The 15,998-nt window shown below is 63.4% G+C and carries 13 protein-coding genes and 1 pseudogene; 12 read left to right on the top strand and 2 right to left on the bottom strand.

The genetic code is table 11. From position 1 onward, the window contains the following. The 5 genes from JL101_RS13185 to JL101_RS13205 are packed head-to-tail and all read left to right on the top strand — an operon-like array spanning position 1 to position 4,682. Positions 1-1,359, top strand: coding sequence for a nitrous oxide reductase family maturation protein NosD (locus tag JL101_RS13185; RefSeq protein WP_203095491.1), 1,359 nt, complete (start codon positions 1-3; stop codon positions 1,357-1,359). Next, positions 1,356-2,294: an ABC transporter ATP-binding protein gene (locus JL101_RS13190; protein ID WP_203095492.1), complete on the top strand. Its 939-nt coding sequence runs from the start codon at positions 1,356-1,358 to the stop codon at positions 2,292-2,294. Before JL101_RS13185 ends, JL101_RS13190 begins: the two co-directional genes overlap by 4 nt. Next, positions 2,291-3,121 carry an ABC transporter permease subunit gene (locus JL101_RS13195; RefSeq protein WP_203095493.1) on the top strand — a complete coding sequence of 277 codons (831 nt, stop codon included), beginning with the start codon at positions 2,291-2,293 and terminating at the stop codon, positions 3,119-3,121. Before JL101_RS13190 ends, JL101_RS13195 begins: the two co-directional genes overlap by 4 nt. After that, positions 3,121-3,702 carry a nitrous oxide reductase accessory protein NosL gene (locus JL101_RS13200; RefSeq protein ID WP_203095494.1) on the top strand — a complete coding sequence of 194 codons (582 nt, stop codon included), beginning with the start codon at positions 3,121-3,123 and terminating at the stop codon, positions 3,700-3,702. The genes JL101_RS13195 and JL101_RS13200 overlap by 1 nt, the downstream gene beginning before the upstream one ends. Continuing rightward, on the top strand, positions 3,699-4,682 hold the full coding sequence (locus tag JL101_RS13205; protein ID WP_203095495.1) for an FAD:protein FMN transferase: 984 nt from the start codon (positions 3,699-3,701) through the stop codon (positions 4,680-4,682). Before JL101_RS13200 ends, JL101_RS13205 begins: the two co-directional genes overlap by 4 nt. A gap of 90 nt (positions 4,683-4,772) precedes the next feature. Here the strand turns inward: JL101_RS13205 and JL101_RS13210 are convergent, their stop codons facing one another. After that, positions 4,773-4,961, bottom strand: a complete 189-nt coding sequence (locus JL101_RS13210; RefSeq protein WP_203095496.1) for a hypothetical protein — start codon at positions 4,959-4,961, stop codon at positions 4,773-4,775. A gap of 276 nt (positions 4,962-5,237) precedes the next feature. Between JL101_RS13210 and tnpC the strand changes: the two are divergent. From tnpC to JL101_RS36505, 3 genes and pseudogenes are all read left to right on the top strand, one after another. Beyond that, positions 5,238-6,570 (top strand): annotated as a pseudogene (gene tnpC / locus JL101_RS13215) (IS66 family transposase). 412 nt (positions 6,571-6,982) lie between these two features. Next, the gene (locus JL101_RS13220) at positions 6,983-8,239 is read left to right on the top strand and encodes a tyrosine-type recombinase/integrase (RefSeq protein ID WP_228435437.1); all 1,257 of its coding nucleotides are present in this window, start codon (positions 6,983-6,985) and stop codon (positions 8,237-8,239) included. A gap of 483 nt (positions 8,240-8,722) precedes the next feature. Then, positions 8,723-8,854 (top strand): hypothetical protein, encoded by a 132-nt coding sequence (locus tag JL101_RS36505; protein ID WP_267133558.1) that lies wholly within the window; start codon positions 8,723-8,725, stop codon positions 8,852-8,854. 283 nt (positions 8,855-9,137) lie between these two features. Here JL101_RS36505 and JL101_RS13225 read toward each other — a convergent pair whose 3' ends face one another. After that, complete coding sequence (locus JL101_RS13225) at positions 9,138-9,776, bottom strand: hypothetical protein (RefSeq protein ID WP_203095498.1); 639 nt, start codon at positions 9,774-9,776, stop codon at positions 9,138-9,140. A gap of 1,523 nt (positions 9,777-11,299) precedes the next feature. Here JL101_RS13225 and JL101_RS13230 point away from each other — a divergent pair. From JL101_RS13230 to JL101_RS13245, 4 genes are all read left to right on the top strand, one after another. Beyond that, positions 11,300-12,031 (top strand): hypothetical protein, encoded by a 732-nt coding sequence (locus JL101_RS13230; protein ID WP_203095499.1) that lies wholly within the window; start codon positions 11,300-11,302, stop codon positions 12,029-12,031. 501 nt (positions 12,032-12,532) lie between these two features. After that, positions 12,533-13,057, top strand: a complete 525-nt coding sequence (locus JL101_RS13235) for a hypothetical protein (protein ID WP_203095500.1) — start codon at positions 12,533-12,535, stop codon at positions 13,055-13,057. Further along, positions 13,054-13,422 carry a hypothetical protein gene (locus JL101_RS13240; protein ID WP_203095501.1) on the top strand — a complete coding sequence of 123 codons (369 nt, stop codon included), beginning with the start codon at positions 13,054-13,056 and terminating at the stop codon, positions 13,420-13,422. The genes JL101_RS13235 and JL101_RS13240 overlap by 4 nt, the downstream gene beginning before the upstream one ends. Then, a complete protein-coding gene (locus JL101_RS13245; RefSeq protein WP_203095502.1) occupies positions 13,419-15,740 on the top strand; it encodes an AAA family ATPase in 2,322 nt (773 codons plus the stop codon). The genes JL101_RS13240 and JL101_RS13245 overlap by 4 nt, the downstream gene beginning before the upstream one ends. The last annotated feature ends 258 nt before the right edge of the window (positions 15,741-15,998 follow it).

Here is a 15,998-nt window from a genome sequence, read left to right on the forward strand (position 1 = left end):
ATGTCACGGACCGGAATACTGATCCTCGCGGCGGCTTTCCTGGCCGTGACGCCCGCCAGGGCGGCGACGGTGACGGTGCCGCCGGGCGGGCTGGCCGACGCCCTCGGCGCGGCGGACTCCGGCGACACGCTGGTACTGGCCCCGGGTATCCACCCGGGGCCGGTCACCGTCGCCGTGCCGGTCACGCTCGAAGGGCAGCCGGGAGCGGTGATCGACGGCGGCGGCCGGCGGAGTTCGATCACCGTCGAGTCCCCCGGCGTCACGCTGCGCCGGCTGACCGTCCGCAACTCCGGACTCAGCCTGTTCGACCAGGATTCCGGGATCTTCCTGGGCAAGGGAGCGGCCGGCGCGGTGGTCGAGGACAACGAACTGATCGACAACCTGATCGGCATCTATGTCTGGGGAGCGCCGGACGTGCTGGTGCGCGGCAACCGCGTCCGGGGGCGGACCGACCTGCGGCGCAGCGAGCGCGGCAACGGCATCCAGCTCTGGAACGCGCCGGGGACGAAGGTGGTCGGCAACACCGTGTCGGCGGGTCGCGACGGCATCTTCGTCACCACCAGCAAACGGAACGAGTTCCGCGACAACCGGTTCGAGAACGTCCGCTTCGCGGTCCACTACATGTACACCAACGACAGCGAGGTCAGCGGCAACGTCTCCGTCGGCAACGACGTCGGCTACGCCATCATGTTCTCGCAGAACCTCGTGGTCCGGGACAACCAGTCGCGCGGCGACCGCGACCACGGGCTTCTGCTCAACTACACGACCCGGTCCCGCATCGAGGGCAACGTCATCGCCGGCCGGTTCGCCACGCCGCCCACGGCGGCCACCGACGATGATGATCCGGATGCCGACATCCCGCGCGAGGTCGGCGGGCTGGCCGAGAGGGACCGGACCGGCACCTGGAAATGCGTCTTCATCTACAACACGAGCAAGAACGTGCTGCGCGGCAACCGGTTCGAGGACTGCGAGATCGGCGTCCACTTCACCGCGGGGTCGGAGCGCAACACGATCACCGGCAACGCCTTCGTCAACAACCGCACGCAGGTCAAGTATGTCGGCACCCGTTCCCTGGACTGGTCCGACAAGGGGCGGGGCAACTACTGGAGCGACAACCCCGCCTTCGACCTCGACGGCGACGGCATCTCCGACGAGGCCTACCGCCCCAACGACATCGTGGACCAGGTCATGTGGTCCTTTCCGGCGGCCAAGCTGCTGATCAACAGCCCCGGCATCCAGGTGATCCGCTGGGCGCAGTCGCAATTTCCGGCGCTGCACCCCGGCGGCGTGATGGACAGCGCCCCGCTGATGAAGCCGCCGGAACCGTCCCCCAGCCCCGAAGGGAGGCCGCAATCGTGAACCAGGCCCAACCGACCATCGAAGTCCGCGGCGTCTCCAAGCGGTATGGCGGCCAGTACGCCGTCCGGGAAGTCAGCGCCACCCTGGGTGCCGGCGAGTGCGTGGCCCTGGTCGGCCACAACGGCGCCGGAAAGAGCTCGCTGATCAAGCTGCTGCTCGGCCTGACCACCCCGACGGAAGGCGCCGTACGGGTGCTGGGCGAAGATCCCGCCGGACACGCCGCCCCCCGGATCCGCCGCCGGATCGGCTACCTGCCGGAGAACGTCGCGTTCCACCCCGCCATGACCGGCTGGGAATGCCTGGACTTCTACGCCCGGCTGAAGCAGGTGCCGGCCGGCGGCAACGACGCGCTGCTGGACCGCGTCGGCCTGGAGCTCGCCGCCCGCGACCGCCGGGTCGGGACCTATTCCAAGGGGATGCGGCAGCGGCTGGGGCTCGCCCAGGCGCTGCTGGGCGACCCGAAACTGCTGTTCCTGGACGAGCCGACGACCGGCCTCGACCCGGCGCTTCGCCAGGGCTTCTACCGGATCATCGGCGACCTGCGCGACGCCGGCACCACCGTCCTGCTGTGCAGCCACGCGCTGACCGAACTGGAGGGGCAGGCCGACCGCGTGATCGTGATGAACAGGGGCCGCAAGGTCGCGGAGGGCTCGCTCGCCACCCTGCGCACCCTGGCCCAGCTGCCGGTCCGCATCCGGCTGACCGTGCCGGACGCCGCTCCCACGGCGTTCGAGGGCGAACTGGCCGCCGTCTTCGGCGGCGCGGCAAGGCGTCTGGCCGGCGACATGGTCGAGCTGACCTGCGCCAACGACGACAAGCTGGACATGGTCCGCCGCGTCGTCCGGCTGGGGACGCCGCCGGACGACATCGAGATCGTCCAGCCCAGCCTGGACGAGATGTACGCCCACTTCCTGAGGCAGGAGGCCGCCCAATGAACACCATCGCGACCATCGCGGCGAAGGAGGTGCGCGAGGCGCTGAGGAACCGCTGGGTCGTGGCGATGACGCTGCTGATGGCGGCTCTGGCCCTGACGCTCAGCTTCCTGGGCAGCGCGCCGGCCGGCACGGTGGGGGCCGGACCGCTGGAGGTCACGATCGTCAGCCTTGCCAGCCTGACGATCTTCCTGCTGCCGCTGATCGCCCTGCTCCTGTCGTTCGACGCGATCGTCGGCGAGATCGACCGGGGCACCATGGCGCTGCTGCTGGCCTATCCGGTCGCCCGCTGGCAGGTGATGCTGGGCAAGTTCATTGGCCATGCGGCAGTCATCGCCTTCGCCACCACGCTGGGCTACGGTGCGGCCGGAGTGGCGCTGGCCGCCGGCGGAGCGGAGATCGAGCCCGAGAGCTGGCTGGCCTTCGCCGCCATGATCGGCAGCAGCGTCATGCTGGGAGCTGCGTTCACGTCGCTCGGATATCTCGCCAGCACGCTGGTGCGCGACCGGGCCACGGCGGCCGGCATCGCGGTGGGCATCTGGCTCGGCTTCGTGCTGATCTACGACATGGGCCTGCTCGGCCTGCTGGTCGCGGACCAGGGCAGAACCATCAAGGCCGACATGGTCACCTGGCTGCTGCTGGCCAATCCGGCCGACACCTTCCGCCTGTTCAACCTGGCCGGCTTCGACAACGTGAGCCGGTTCGCCGGGACCGCCGGGCTCGCGGGCCATCTCCAGTTCGGCGCCACGGCCCTTCTCGGGGTGCTCGCCGCCTGGATCGTCGCCCCTCTGGCGCTGGCGGCGCTCGTCTTCTCCAGAAAGCAGATCTGATGCGCAACCTGCTGACCGCCGCCCTGCTGGGCTTCGCCCTCCTGCTGCCGCTGGCCGGCTGCAAGGACGAAGAGACCACGGCCGCTCCACCCCCGCCGCAGGCGATCACCGCGGATGCGACCGGCCACTACTGCGGCATGAACATGCTCGACCATCCCGGCCCCAAGGGCCAAATCATCCTTGAGGGAAAGTCGACGCCGATCTGGCTTTCCTCCGTGCGCGACACCTTCGCGTACACCATGCTGCCGGAAGAATCCCACGAATACCGGGCGATCTACGTCACCGACCTGACCAAGGCCGCGGACCCGTCCCGGCCGGACCTGGATCTCTGGACCGAAGCCCGAAACGCATGGTTCGTGGTGGGCAGCGGGTTCCGCGGCGGCATGGGCGCCGCCGAGCCCCTGCCTTTCGCCGAGGAAACGGCGGCGCGAAACTTCGCGGCCGCCCACGGCGGGAGCGTGAAGCGCTTCTCCGAAGTATCGGACGACACCATCCTGGCGTCGCCGGAGGAAACCGACGATCCCGGCGAAGGCGGCAAGCACGACGGTAGGCACGGCCCCCATTCGCGGAGCATGCCATGACGCGGCGCCCGACCCGGCGGCGTTTTCTCGCCATCACCGCGGCGTCGGCCGGACTGATGCTGCTGCCCCCCTCGATCGCGCCTGCAGAAGGAGCCCCGCTGCGCGTCTGGCGCGGCACCGCGCTGGGCGCGGACGCTTGCCTGCAACTCAGCCATCCCGATCCGGCCGAGGCCGAACGCCTGATCCGCCTGTGCCTGGACGAGGTGGCGCGGCTTGAGCGTGTCTTCAGCCTCTACCGCCCCGATTCCGCCCTGGTCCGTCTCAATCGGGCCGGTGAACTGGCCGATCCGCCGCTGGACCTGGTGCGGCTGCTGAACGATGCGCTCCGCTTCAGCAGGCTGACAGACGGGATGTTCGACGTGACCGTCCAGCCCCTGTGGCGGCTCTATGCCGAGCATTTCGGCCGGCCCGGCGCTGATCCCGGCGGTCCGCCGGCCTTCGTGGTCGCAGCGGCCAAGTCTCTGGTCGATTACCGTGCACTGAACGTTCAGGAAAGCGGGATCTGGTTCACCAAGACGGGTATGGAAGTCACCTTGAACGGGATCGCTCAGGGCTACATCACCGACCGGATCGCTGATCGGCTGCGGGCCGAAGGCATGACCAACGTCCTGGTGGACATGGGCGAAGTGAAGGCTCTGGGTCGACATCCCGATGGTCGGCGCTGGGTCGTGGGCTTGCCCGACGGCGAAGCGGACAACCGTATCGCCGACACGATGGAATTGACGGATCAGGCCATTGCGACTTCGTCCGTGAGGGGGACCCGGTTCGATTTCGCGGGCCGCTTTGGTCATATCTTCGATCCGCGTACCGGACGATGCGCCGATCAAGTGCTTTCCGCGACCGTGACAGCGGACAATGCGACGGCTGCGGACGCGCTGTCGACGGCGCTGACCGCAACCTCCTCGGAGCATGCGCTACGCTTGATGGGCAATGTAGCCGGTGCTGAGGCAAGGATCTGGCCGGCAGATGGAAATTCATGATCTTCCGGGGACAAATCGACCCGTTTTGCCCGCACACCGCTAACTCCTTGATCGGATAGGTCTTGGCGCGTCATGCCGAGAGCGTCAGAGTTAGCCGCGGCGCTGTGCCTCCAGCGCGCTATAGGCGGCTTCGCGGGTGATCAGGACTCGTCCGCTGGGAGTGCGGATCTTGGCGATGTCACGACCGAGCCGACGGCCAAGGCTGCGCACGGATATGTGGAGCAGATGTGCGAGTTCGGCACGACTAAAGGAGTGTTGAAGTTGGTCAGGAACAGACATGGCGCGTTTCCGATGGACTGGTGATAGCGCCGATCTAGGCCCCAGGAGGGAGCACTCAACCAAAAATCTTCGCTAAAGTGTGCTCTGGTGTTCAGGGGAGCACATTTCCTGAAAATCCAAAGCTATTATGAAAAAGGGGACGTTACAAAGTCCTTTCTTGACTAAGTAAGCGCTCAGTGCCCGTGATTTTTGAGCATGAGGGGAGCACCCCCGTAACTGCTCACGGGGTTGGCAAAAAGGGTTGCGCGGAGGTTCGGAATATGGGTCCACTTCGGGATGGAGAAGCCGCCGCGCTATCGCCTGAGTGAGGCTGAGAAGGACGCCCTGCTGGTCGAGCAGGCGGCGCTGATCGAGCGTCTGGCGGCGCGGGTTGCCGAACTGGAAGCGCTGGTCGGGAAGCCGCGGAAGACGTCGGCCAATTCGCACATTCCACCGTCGCAGGACGGCCCTGGCGGTGCGTCGCGCAAGGCGGATGCCAAGCGCCGGCGCAAGCCGCGGCCGTCGCGCCCCGGAGTGTCGCGCCCGCTGGCCGGCGACCCGGACCGGACCGAGCGTCGCCTGGCCGAGGCCTGCCCGCATTGCGGGACGGCGGTGCCGGCACCGTTAAGACCACATCGACCTTCCGGTGATCCGCCCGGTGGTGACGCGGGTCGAGCTGTTCGGCGGCCGGTGCGGCGATTGCGGGCGGCGCTACCGGGCCGCCCCGCCCGCCGCCATGCCGCCGGGCACCCCGTTCGGACCGGGCATCCGGGCGCTGCTGGCCTATCTGCACCACAGCCATCATGTCGGCTTCGAGCGGCTGTCGCGGATGCTGGAGGAGGTGTTCGGGCTGACGATCTCCGAGGGCGCCATCGCCCATGCGTTGCGCCGCATGGGCACGGCGTTCGACACGGCCTGCGCGGCGATCAAGGCCAAACTCCTGGGCGCCCCGGTGATCGCCTCGGATGAGGCCCGGGTCAACGGCGTGACCCACTGGCAGTGGGTGTTCCATTCCGAGAAGGCCGTGCTGCACACCATCGCGCTCGGCCGGGGCCGCGCGGTGCCCGCCGGGATCCTGGGGGGCATCGGCCCGAGGTGTGGATCTCCGACCGCTACGCCGGGCAGCAGGAACTGGGACGGGTCCATCAGGTCTGCCTGGCCCGCGTCTTGCGCGACGTGCAGTACGCCATCGACTGCGGCGACACCGTGGTCGCACCCAGGATCCGCGATCACTTGGCACTGGGCCATCCGCGTCGGCAAGCGAAGACCGGGCCTGAAGGACGGCACGCTGGCCGCCTACGCCGCCAAGGCCGAGCGGGGCCTCGATGCCCTGGTCGGCGTCCCCGCCGCCCATCCGGCCGGACGCGAACTGCAGCGCCTGGTCAAGACCTGGCGGGGCAAGTTCTTCGTCTTCCTCGCCGATCGCCGCGTGCCGCCGACCAACAACGCCAGCGAGCAGGAAATCCGCCCGTCCGTGGTCTTCCGCAAGGTCACCAACGGCTTCCGATCCGACTGGGGGCCCGGCATCCACGCAGGCTATCGCTCCGTCACCGGAACGGCCCGCCGGCAAGGTCAATCCGCCTGGACCACCATCCGCGACCCCGTCGGCGGAACCTTCGCCGTCGCCTGACGGCTCAGAAAGCGCCGCAGGATTGAGCAACTATACGACAACATCATGAATGAAAAAAACAATCGGGTATGTGAGACGGCACTTCCGCACTCGGCTCCCCCCGATCGACTGGGCTGACGGATGGGCCACATCCGTGGTACACATGCCCTGGTGGGACGGCACCCGCGTGCCGCGGACTGCCTGGGTTTCCCGGTCGGGGGAAAGTGGCGGATAGGGTGTCCGCCTAACTGCTGTTCCTCGCTGTCCGTAAACGTCTCAAAAACCCTATCTATCTCAACCCGCTGACGCCGGAATGTCTCACCTTGTTCGCCAATAACCCCTGCAATCCGCCATACTTGGATGGTACAAAGGATGGGACAAGGTTCCGAACATGTTCCAGAGATGACAGGGCGAAGCAAGTATGGCACGTACGATGGGGCGGCTGACGGCGATGGCGGTGACGCGGGCGACGAAGCCGGGCATGTATGCTGATGGCGGGGGATTGTACCTCCGGGTCGGGCCGAACGGCGCGAAGTCATGGGTGTTCCGCTTCCGGGTTGACGGCAAGCGCCGCGACATGGGGCTCGGGCCGCTTCATGCCGTTACCCTGGCCATCGCGCGCGAAAAGGCCACTGCCTGCCGAACTGAACGGTTCGACGGGCGCGACCCACTGGAAAGCCGTCAAGCCAGCAGGCTGGCCGAGAAGCTGGCTGCTTCAAAGGCCATGACCTTCCGGCAATGTGCCGCCGGCTACATCGATGCCCATCGATCGGGATGGAAGAACGAGAAGCATGCCGCCCAATGGGGCTCGACCCTGGAGGCTTATGCTTATCCGATCTTCGGCGACCTGCCGGTTCAGGCGGTTGATACCGCGCTGGTGATGAAGGCGCTGGAGCCGATCTGGAGGACGAAGACCGAGACTGCAAGCCGGCTACGTGGCCGTGTAGAGGCGGTGCTGGACTGGGCGACCGCGCGGGAGTTCCGGCGGGGTGACAATCCAGCTCGATGGCGCGGCCACCTGGATCACCTCCTCCCCTTGCGTGCCAAGGTCCAGAAGGTCCAGCACCATCCGGCGCTGCCCTATACCGAGATCGGCGCCTTCATGACGTCTCTGCGGTCCCAGCAGGGCCATGCGGCGCGGGCGCTGGAGTTCCTGATCCTGACGGCCGGCAGGACCGGCGAGGTGATCGGCGCGCGGTGGAGCGAGATCGATCTGATGGAGGGCGTATGGATCGTTCCGGCAAGTCGGATGAAGGCCGGCAGGGAACACCGCGTTCCGCTCTCGGCGCCCGCGATCAAGCTGATCCGGGAACAACAGGCGGCAGCGGAGCTGGTCGAGGGGCGACTGGATGGGTTCGTGTTCCCCGGCGGGCGTCCCGGCAAGGGGCTGTCGAACATGGCTCTCCTGAAGCTGCTGGGGCGCATGAAGCGGGATGACCTGACCGCCCATGGTTTCCGCTCGACGTTCCGGGATTGGGCGGCCGAGCAGACGCATTTCCCACGGGACGTCGCGGAAATGGCCCTGGCGCATACCGTTTCGGACAAGGTAGAGGCCGCATACCGGCGGGGTGACCTGTTCGGTAAGCGGCGAAAGCTGATGGAAGCATGGGCGACGTATTGCGGAACCATGCCGGCGATGAAGGGCGAAGTCGTTTCACTGAACCAGGGTCGAAATGGAACAAGATCATGAATGCGTTACCCACCTGTCGCCCCCTCGGGAGGGTCTGCGCGTTGGCCTTCGGAGGAACCATACCCCCTGCCGCCGAACCTGGCCGATCTGGCGGCCGACCCCGGCGAACTATGGCCCGACGATATCGTTCCCGAAGGTGAAGGGGAGGTCCCGCTGTTCGACGCGTGGCTCCAGGCAGCGGATGTCCGGCCGAACTGGTCGAAGCACTCGCCCCGGCCAGATCACCCGCCACACCGATCGGCCTGTACGAGGCGGATGATGGCATGACGGCAGGAGGGTGCCTTTCCTGATCGATGGGACGGGATGGGGGCAGATGGTAGGTACCCGGTACCTGCCACATCGCGATCATGGGTCCCATCTTCGCCATCTAAGGACCTGATTGAGCTGGCATCGGTCTACCCTAAGCGATTACGCAGCCATTCTCGGCTCACCCTATGGCACCCTGATAGGATGGCTATTGAACCAATGAAGGAGTGATAACCTGTGATCGAACTGACGGTCATTATCATCCTGTCAAACCTCGTTATTGTAGCGACTTTGATTTATCAAGGCTACAACGGCCCTGCCGCGTTGCTGGGCTTGACGGTGGGGCTGCTGGCATTGTCGCTGCTGTAAAGCGCCGACCGCCTCAAAGCTTTCGATAGCAAGCAAAAAACGCGAGCATGATCAGGGCACCGGCGAGGTGACCGAGTGATGGCCTCAGCGGCAGAAGCCGCGCGCTTAGAGTCGAGGGACACTGATTTTCGGGCCGCCCCGAGGCTTTCTTGGCGGCCTCCAGCAGACTGCGTGCCGGTATCCAGCGGATCGGGACCAATGTGGAACCATACACATCTGACTTGCGAGAAACAGGTGGGCAGAGGGAACGATATAGCCGAAGTGTTTGAGATTAGGCTCATGTTTATGACACACCAAATACAAAAAACTTCAAACGGTCCGGAAATAGGTGCATGTAGTCATATAGAGCATAATATAATGCAGTCAACAACAACGTGCCAACAACACTGGTAAACGCAGCCCGAGCTCCAACTCCAATTATCCCATAGAATCTAGATGTTGGTTTTGCTCTATGCACTGCAACATCTATAATATGCAGTAAAATTTTTCTTCTTTCATAACCAAGCTTTTTTTGTTCATCAGTTAAGAACATCAATTCGCGAAGAGAGGAGCCAATGACCCAAGCAAAATAGAACAATGATCCATACGTCGAGACTATCAAAGAGCTGAATTTTACATATTCCCTAGGTTCTTCCGTAAAATTAGTAAGTCCTCCATATCCTAATGAAATAATTACACCCATATATATAGCCCTGAAAATAATCAGAAGTACGTTATTTCTTTCCCATGCTAATCCAAGCCAGACCCCACAAGATATAAAACATACAGATGTTAATGAAACAGCTAAACCCAAGCTGAGCGAGCCCATATCATATTGTCTGGCTAATATTATCGCAACTAAGCTTGGTATCATTACTGTTTCTTCATGAGGCGGCCCATATTTTTTTAGAAAATTTATGAAATTTCTCAGTTTTTGCACCATAAACCTCCAGCAAGTTACATTCTGGATACTGGTTTTTATTTCCTCTTTTTATCAAGTGTCTCAAAAGAATATAAGCAGATACGTATAGGTTAATACTGAAGTTTCTCATTTTATTGCATCAAGCAGTTATTGCCACCAGGACTGCCGCGACTGCCCTAGCTCGGGCAGCGCTCTCTCTGGTTCCGCTTCCAAATAACCTCTGTTGACGTGCAACGCGGCACGCCGATCGATCAGCTCCCTGATCTAGTCGAACATGGTCGTGACGTCGCCCGCCATGCATACCTGATCGGCTTTGGCATGATCGATCTCGGTGTGCCTCTGAGACGCAACACGCGCGACATTCCACTCCTCGATGGTCACGCTTGATCGGCATTGCCCCGGCCCGCGAAGGCCATCACCAAGCGGGCCAGTTTCGATGACACAATATCTATCGTGGGAGCGCCAGGTAAGCCCCTGACCTATGCCGATCTCCGGGTCGCAGAAGTGGGTATAGAAATTAAGGTCCTTCTCCACACTCAGCCGTCAGAACGCCTATAGCGGCCTTCTAGCGGCCCGCATGACATCGATCAGCTTCCAGTTGCTGCCGTCTCCATATCCATCCTCGCTCGGCGTTCGCGCACCGCGGCCTCGTCCGCGGCCCGGGCCACGCGGCCGGCTGACAATTCCCAGGCGAATGCCGCGTCGAGCAGGCGTGCCATTTCCGGCTCGGTCTCGCGCCAGACCCGGCAAGCTGTCGGTGTCCATTGACCAGGATTGCGGCCCACCTTGCTTGCTGATCCGCAGCCAGCAGGCCGGGGAAGTCACTCATCTATGCTCTACCCTTTCCCAGATCCGGCCCAACACCCGCAAGCAAGCGATTGTCCGCTCCCCGATTTCCAGGCCGTGGAGGTGGGTGTAGGCATCGGTGCCACCTTCCCCTAGTCGGACGGTCAGAAGGCATCCAGCGGCCTTCCAGCGGCCCGCATGACGCCCGATCGGCCCAGACGTGCCCCGCCTTCGACGTCACGGGTCCCATCCAGCCGCCCAAATGTCCCCTTTCGGCTCCTAGGTCAAGGCGTCCCCCCTTCAACCGGCGCCATCTTCAGATCGCGCAGCCCCAACTCCAACGCCTTCTCGTAGGCATCCTGGTCTTCCCCGGCTCAAGTCATCGATGTCGTGGTTATCCCGCAACCTGCCGGGGTCTATAGGTCGATCGTCTCTATCATGGTGTCGTCGAGCGGGATCGGGAACAGGACCAGCTGCTTGCGGGTCCGCTCCGTCGCCGCTTCCCTCTACGGCATCACGTCTGGGGTAGTGGCGCAATGGCCAGGCATGTCGGCTAGGAGGAGGTAGGTGCCGGCCATCCCATCATCGAGGCGGCGGGTCCCATCTTACCCGCCAATCACCATCCCCGTCATCGACGTCCAAACTTCCCGGACCACTCCCTACAGAGCCATCCTGGTAGGTCCTGGTATGTTTCCGAAGCCTTCCATCCGGGGAGATGACGGGCTAAATGGCGGGTTCCTCAAACCCGGAGACCGGACATGCCTGCCGATGATGAAAACAATGCCGGCTCCTCTATCCAAGTCGACGAAACCGGCTGGCGTCGAGCACTTCAGCAAACCGACTCTCGGCGCCTTCCGCCGGAAGAGCTTCGGCGGTACGAGTCCGAGGCCAAGGTCATCCGCGCCCGTACAGACGAACTAGATGAGGGGGATGATGAGAACCTAGCTGACCGCGCCGCCATTCTGGAGGCATGCGCAACCCGTTACTACCTGCACCGGACCGAAACAATGTCGCCGAAGGGGGCGGATAGCCGCGCCGAAGCCATTCGGATAATGGAAGAAGCCAAAGTTTTTCTCGAAGCTGTGGATCATATGAGCGACATCACCTTAGATCGCCTGGATGAGCTGGGCGGGGAGGTTGGTGCATCCTATCGAGCGGTCATCAGGACGCTGGACGCGGCCAAGCAGCTCATCGGTCCTGCCCCGGCCGGGAGGCCATCTCATAAACACTTGGATAAATTCGTCGCGAAGCTCGCCAAGACCATTTACGTCCTCTACGACATCGAACTCAGGGTCTACTTCACTGATGCCGGACATCCCATTCCGGCTGTTTCAGAATTTCTGTGGAAGCTGGTCAAGCACTTCGATCCGGGGGTGGACGAGGGAAGCCTGCGTACTGCCATGAGGCGAACCAAAAAGAAGTGTAATGCCATGAGGCGGGCCAGAGAGAAGTTCGAAGCGGCTCGTCGACTGACAGAAAACCCCTCTTGAAGTATTAGGATTTCTGTCAGCGACAGATGGCGAGATCATGAGCAACATGGTGTAAATGATTGTCCATCGAGGTTCTCGATGGAGTCACATCATGAAGAATACTTCCTGCGCTTCGACTGTCCCGGAACAGGACATAACATTCGCCAATCAGCCCTGGAGGCGTGCGTTTTACTCGATCGAACAGATCAAGACACTCACCTCCATCTCCCGCACCACGATCTACCGTGAAGCCCAGGCCGGTCGCCTGAAGTTATCGAAGCTCGCTGGCCGGACCGGTGCCATGGACGAGGACTTCATGGCCTGGCTCTCACTGGGCGAGGAGATCAAGCGGACGCTGTCCGGCGCCATCGAGTCCCCCAGTCGCGGGCGCGCTTCCCCTCGCCCTCGGAGACCTGACGGACGCCATCCGACATCCCCACCACGGCGAGGTTCGCCGGCTGGCGAGGTCAGTGCCGCACGTATTCAGCAACCACCCCTCTGCCTTTCGCCCGGGGTAAAGGCATGACCGGCGCTGGGTATGTCAGGACCGACCAGATCAAGGAAGCGGTCGTCGGCCATGAACTCGACGTGCTGAACGCCATCGGCATCGGCTGGCACGGCGGTCGCGGTCACATCGACTGCCCCTATCTCGATCATGGCGGCAAGGATGACTGGCGCTGGGATACCGGCAAGGCGCGCGCCTTCTGCACCTGCATCGGCCAACGACCCGATGAGGGCGGATCGCACAGCATCTTCGACGTCGTGCTGGTCCGCGAAGGCGTCGATTTCGAGGCAGCCAAGATCCGTTTTGCCGAGATCATCGGCCGCGCCCACCTGATCGAGGAAGGCGGTAGCGGTCCGCGCGGTCAGATGCAGGATGCCGTATGTCTGCTGTCGGCGCCGGTGGAGGACCGGGACGACACGTTGCCGCTAAAGTATCTCGCCGCGCTGCCGCTCGGGATTGATCCAGCAGCGGCGCCGACTCCCCGCATGTGCGCCGTGGGAAGCAAGGGCGTCGCGGGGTCGAACGAAGGCGTCGAGGCATGAAGCGACTGTCAAAGCGGGCAACATCCCGGCGCGATCACCAGGCGGCTTCCAAGGACGATGCCGCATGGTTCAAGGCCAATCCGGACCGCAGCCATCGCCTGCGCCGTCCCTATGACGTCGAACTGCGGGAAACAATGGCTCCCGCCGCAACACCCGCGTCGGCAATACCCTACGTCGTCGCTCGGCAGGTCTGTCCAGGATTTCGGCTTCGGATGCTCATCTGGTCCGACATCGAAGTCCCCGATACCGAAGCCATCGGACACGCCCTATTCGATCTATCTACCAAACAGACGCCGGGTCAGCCTTTGCCGATGGCGAAGGTCGCGGCACTTCAACTCGAATATGCCCGCGGAGGTCGTGCATGACCGCCGCCCACACTGGGTCTGCCTGCGACCCTAACTTCGACTGGCCGGGCAAGGCGGATGGCAAGCCAATGCCGGTTCCCGATCCTGATGTCATGCTCGAACACCTCGAACTGCTGTTCGGCGGCGATCGATGCGTCGGCATGCTCGATGGGCTGATCGAGATCAGCCATACCGACAAGGACGGTCGGCTCGTCCACGCCAAGCTGTTCGGGCTGGACGAGCTGGAGGATGCGGCCGAGCATGCGGCGAAGGTCAATGCCGAGGTGGGGGTCAACACCTATGTCGGCATGGCGGTGCGCAAGCACGACACCCCGCGGGATCAACGTCCAAAGAAGGTGCATGTCGAGGGGCTGACCGCCGGCTTCGTGGATTGGGACGCCGAGGGCGAGGGCGACAGCGAGGCAGTCCGGCAGAAGTGCGCTTTCCTGCCGCCGAACTTCATCGTCGTCACCGGCAAGTACCCCTGGACCCGATCGCAAGGCATGTGGGTGCTGGATGAACCCCTGATGGGTGTCGAGGCGATCGAGGGGCTATTGCGCCCGATGGCTTATGCACTCAACGGCGACAAGGCGGTGGTGAATGCCGACCGGGTAATGCGCCTGGCAGGGTCGGTCGCGTGGCCGCATAAGGCGGGCCGGATCAGGGAAATGACCCGGCTGGTCACAAAGTTCGACAAAGACGGCGACAAGCCGCGGCCGTCCTACTACCCGCAGGGGCAGGTTCTCCGCGCCTTCCAGGCGGCACACGCGGCGCAAGCGGAGGCCGAGCGAGCATCTGCCGGGCCGGAGGCATCGTCTGCCGGTACCGCGTCGAGTGCCGGCTATGAAGACAAGAACCCGTTCACCGGCCGTTTCGACCCTGCGGCGCTAATCGCCAAGATCCGGGCGGGACAGTGGCACGACGGCATGCTGAAGCTGACCGCGCACATGGTCGGCATGGGGTGGCCGGACTGGCTGATCGAGCTGGCGCTGGATCAGTTCGATGACAAGACGACGCCCCACAAAGAACGGCCGATGGATCTCGTCCGTCAGGCACGAGAAAAATACAACAAGCCGAACCCGCCGGACCCGGCGGCGGATTTTGATTTCAGCCAGTCGCCGCCGGCACCCCTCTCGCTGGCGTCGGCGGCCGACATCGTGATCGAGGAGCTGGAGCGGCGCCCCTGGCTATTCGGTGGGTGGCTGATGAAGGGCATCATATCGATGATGGTGGGGCCAGGCGGGCAGGGGAAGTCCATGCTGTCGATCCATGCGGCCCTGGCGTTCGCCGCCGGCATGACGTGGGCCGGGCAGAAGCCAATGGAACAAGGAGGGGCGTGGATCTGGAACAACGAGGACGACCTGACCGAGCTGAAGCGGCGCGTCGGCGGCACGGCGAAGCACATGGGGATCGATCTTAGGAAGCTGGATGGCAAGCTGTTCCTGGGTTCCGGGGTGAAGAACAAGCACAACCCCGATGCCCGCCGGCTGGTGCTGGCCCGGGAAGGGGAGCATGGCGATGTCGTCGCCATGCCGGACGTGCAGACCGTTATCCAGATCATCAAGGACAACGGGATCAAGCTGCTGGTGATCGACCCGATGGTGTCGATCCATTACGTCAACGAGAACGACAACGGCGCGATGCAGAAGGTCATGGATATCCTGCTGACGGTCGCGACCGAGGGCGATTGCTCGATCCTGCTAATCCACCATACCGCCAAGCCCGGAGCGAACGTCCAGCAGGCGGGCAACCAGTACATATCGCGCGGCGCCACGTCGGTTCCCGGGGCGGCCCGGCTGCTGCTGACGGTCACGCAGATGACCGAGGACGACGCGAAGTTCATGATGGGCGAGGAATACGACGAGCGGGAGCGCGAGCGATGCATCCGGGTCGATACCGGCAAGGCGAACATGCTGCCCCCAGGCAAGGACACGACGTTCCTCCGCAAGGTGTCGATCGGGCTGGGTAACGGGAGCGGAACGCGCCTGGAGGATGACGCTGACGCGATCGGCGGGCTGGAGGTGGCCGACTTCACGGAGGCGCAGCAGGAGGTGAAGATGCGCCGCCAGGAATGGCAGGACCGGCTGCTGGACATGGTGCACAACGCCATGAGCATCGTTCCGGCTGGGGGCGAGATGCGTCTGAAGGAACTTGTCGCCCGCATCGGCATACGGACGAGCGAGTTCGGAAAGGAGCGGGCACTACGTGATCATGTCAGCGCCACGGTCCCGATGGCGTCCACGGGAGGCGTTCGAGTGGGCGATTTCATGTACTACCGGAGGCAGGATGGGGCGCATGAGAAGGCCACAATCTACGTTTGCAAAAGAGACGTAGTTTAGGGCTGTGCAGCTATGCAGGTCTATGCAGACGGGTGCCTGCATAGGCTGCAAAGCTGCAAACATGCGGGTTTCAGAGGTCGATGGCATTCTATGCAAAACACAACCTGCATAGGTCATTTTCTCAGGGCGAAAAAGTCAACGAAATCAACCGTATGCAGCTATGCAGCCTATGCACCCCCTACGGGGGGAACCTCCCTCTGCATAGCGGCGGGGGTTCGCCCGCATAGGGGCACCGGAAGGGTTGAGGACAAACAAGTC

Origin of the sequence: Skermanella rosea, assembly GCF_016806835.2 — a bacterium.
Lineage (GTDB): Bacteria > Pseudomonadota > Alphaproteobacteria > Azospirillales > Azospirillaceae > Skermanella > Skermanella rosea.

What these genes read in the sequence shown, in the direction of transcription:
- JL101_RS13185 (WP_203095491.1), top strand. Translation starts at nt 1, where the DNA reads ATGTCACGGACCGGAATACTGATCCTCGCGGCGGCTTTCCTGGCCGTG.
- JL101_RS13195 (WP_203095493.1), top strand. Translation starts at nt 2,291, where the DNA reads ATGAACACCATCGCGACCATCGCGGCGAAGGAGGTGCGCGAGGCGCTG.
- JL101_RS13200 (WP_203095494.1), top strand. Translation starts at nt 3,121, where the DNA reads ATGCGCAACCTGCTGACCGCCGCCCTGCTGGGCTTCGCCCTCCTGCTG.
- JL101_RS13205 (WP_203095495.1), top strand. Translation starts at nt 3,699, where the DNA reads ATGACGCGGCGCCCGACCCGGCGGCGTTTTCTCGCCATCACCGCGGCG.
- JL101_RS13210 (WP_203095496.1), bottom strand. Translation starts at nt 4,961, where the DNA reads ATGTCTGTTCCTGACCAACTTCAACACTCCTTTAGTCGTGCCGAACTC.
- JL101_RS13220 (WP_228435437.1), top strand. Translation starts at nt 6,983, where the DNA reads ATGGGGCGGCTGACGGCGATGGCGGTGACGCGGGCGACGAAGCCGGGC.
- JL101_RS13225 (WP_203095498.1), bottom strand. Translation starts at nt 9,776, where the DNA reads ATGGTGCAAAAACTGAGAAATTTCATAAATTTTCTAAAAAAATATGGG.
- JL101_RS13230 (WP_203095499.1), top strand. Translation starts at nt 11,300, where the DNA reads ATGCCTGCCGATGATGAAAACAATGCCGGCTCCTCTATCCAAGTCGAC.
- JL101_RS13235 (WP_203095500.1), top strand. Translation starts at nt 12,533, where the DNA reads ATGACCGGCGCTGGGTATGTCAGGACCGACCAGATCAAGGAAGCGGTC.
- JL101_RS13240 (WP_203095501.1), top strand. Translation starts at nt 13,054, where the DNA reads ATGAAGCGACTGTCAAAGCGGGCAACATCCCGGCGCGATCACCAGGCG.
- JL101_RS13245 (WP_203095502.1), top strand. Translation starts at nt 13,419, where the DNA reads ATGACCGCCGCCCACACTGGGTCTGCCTGCGACCCTAACTTCGACTGG.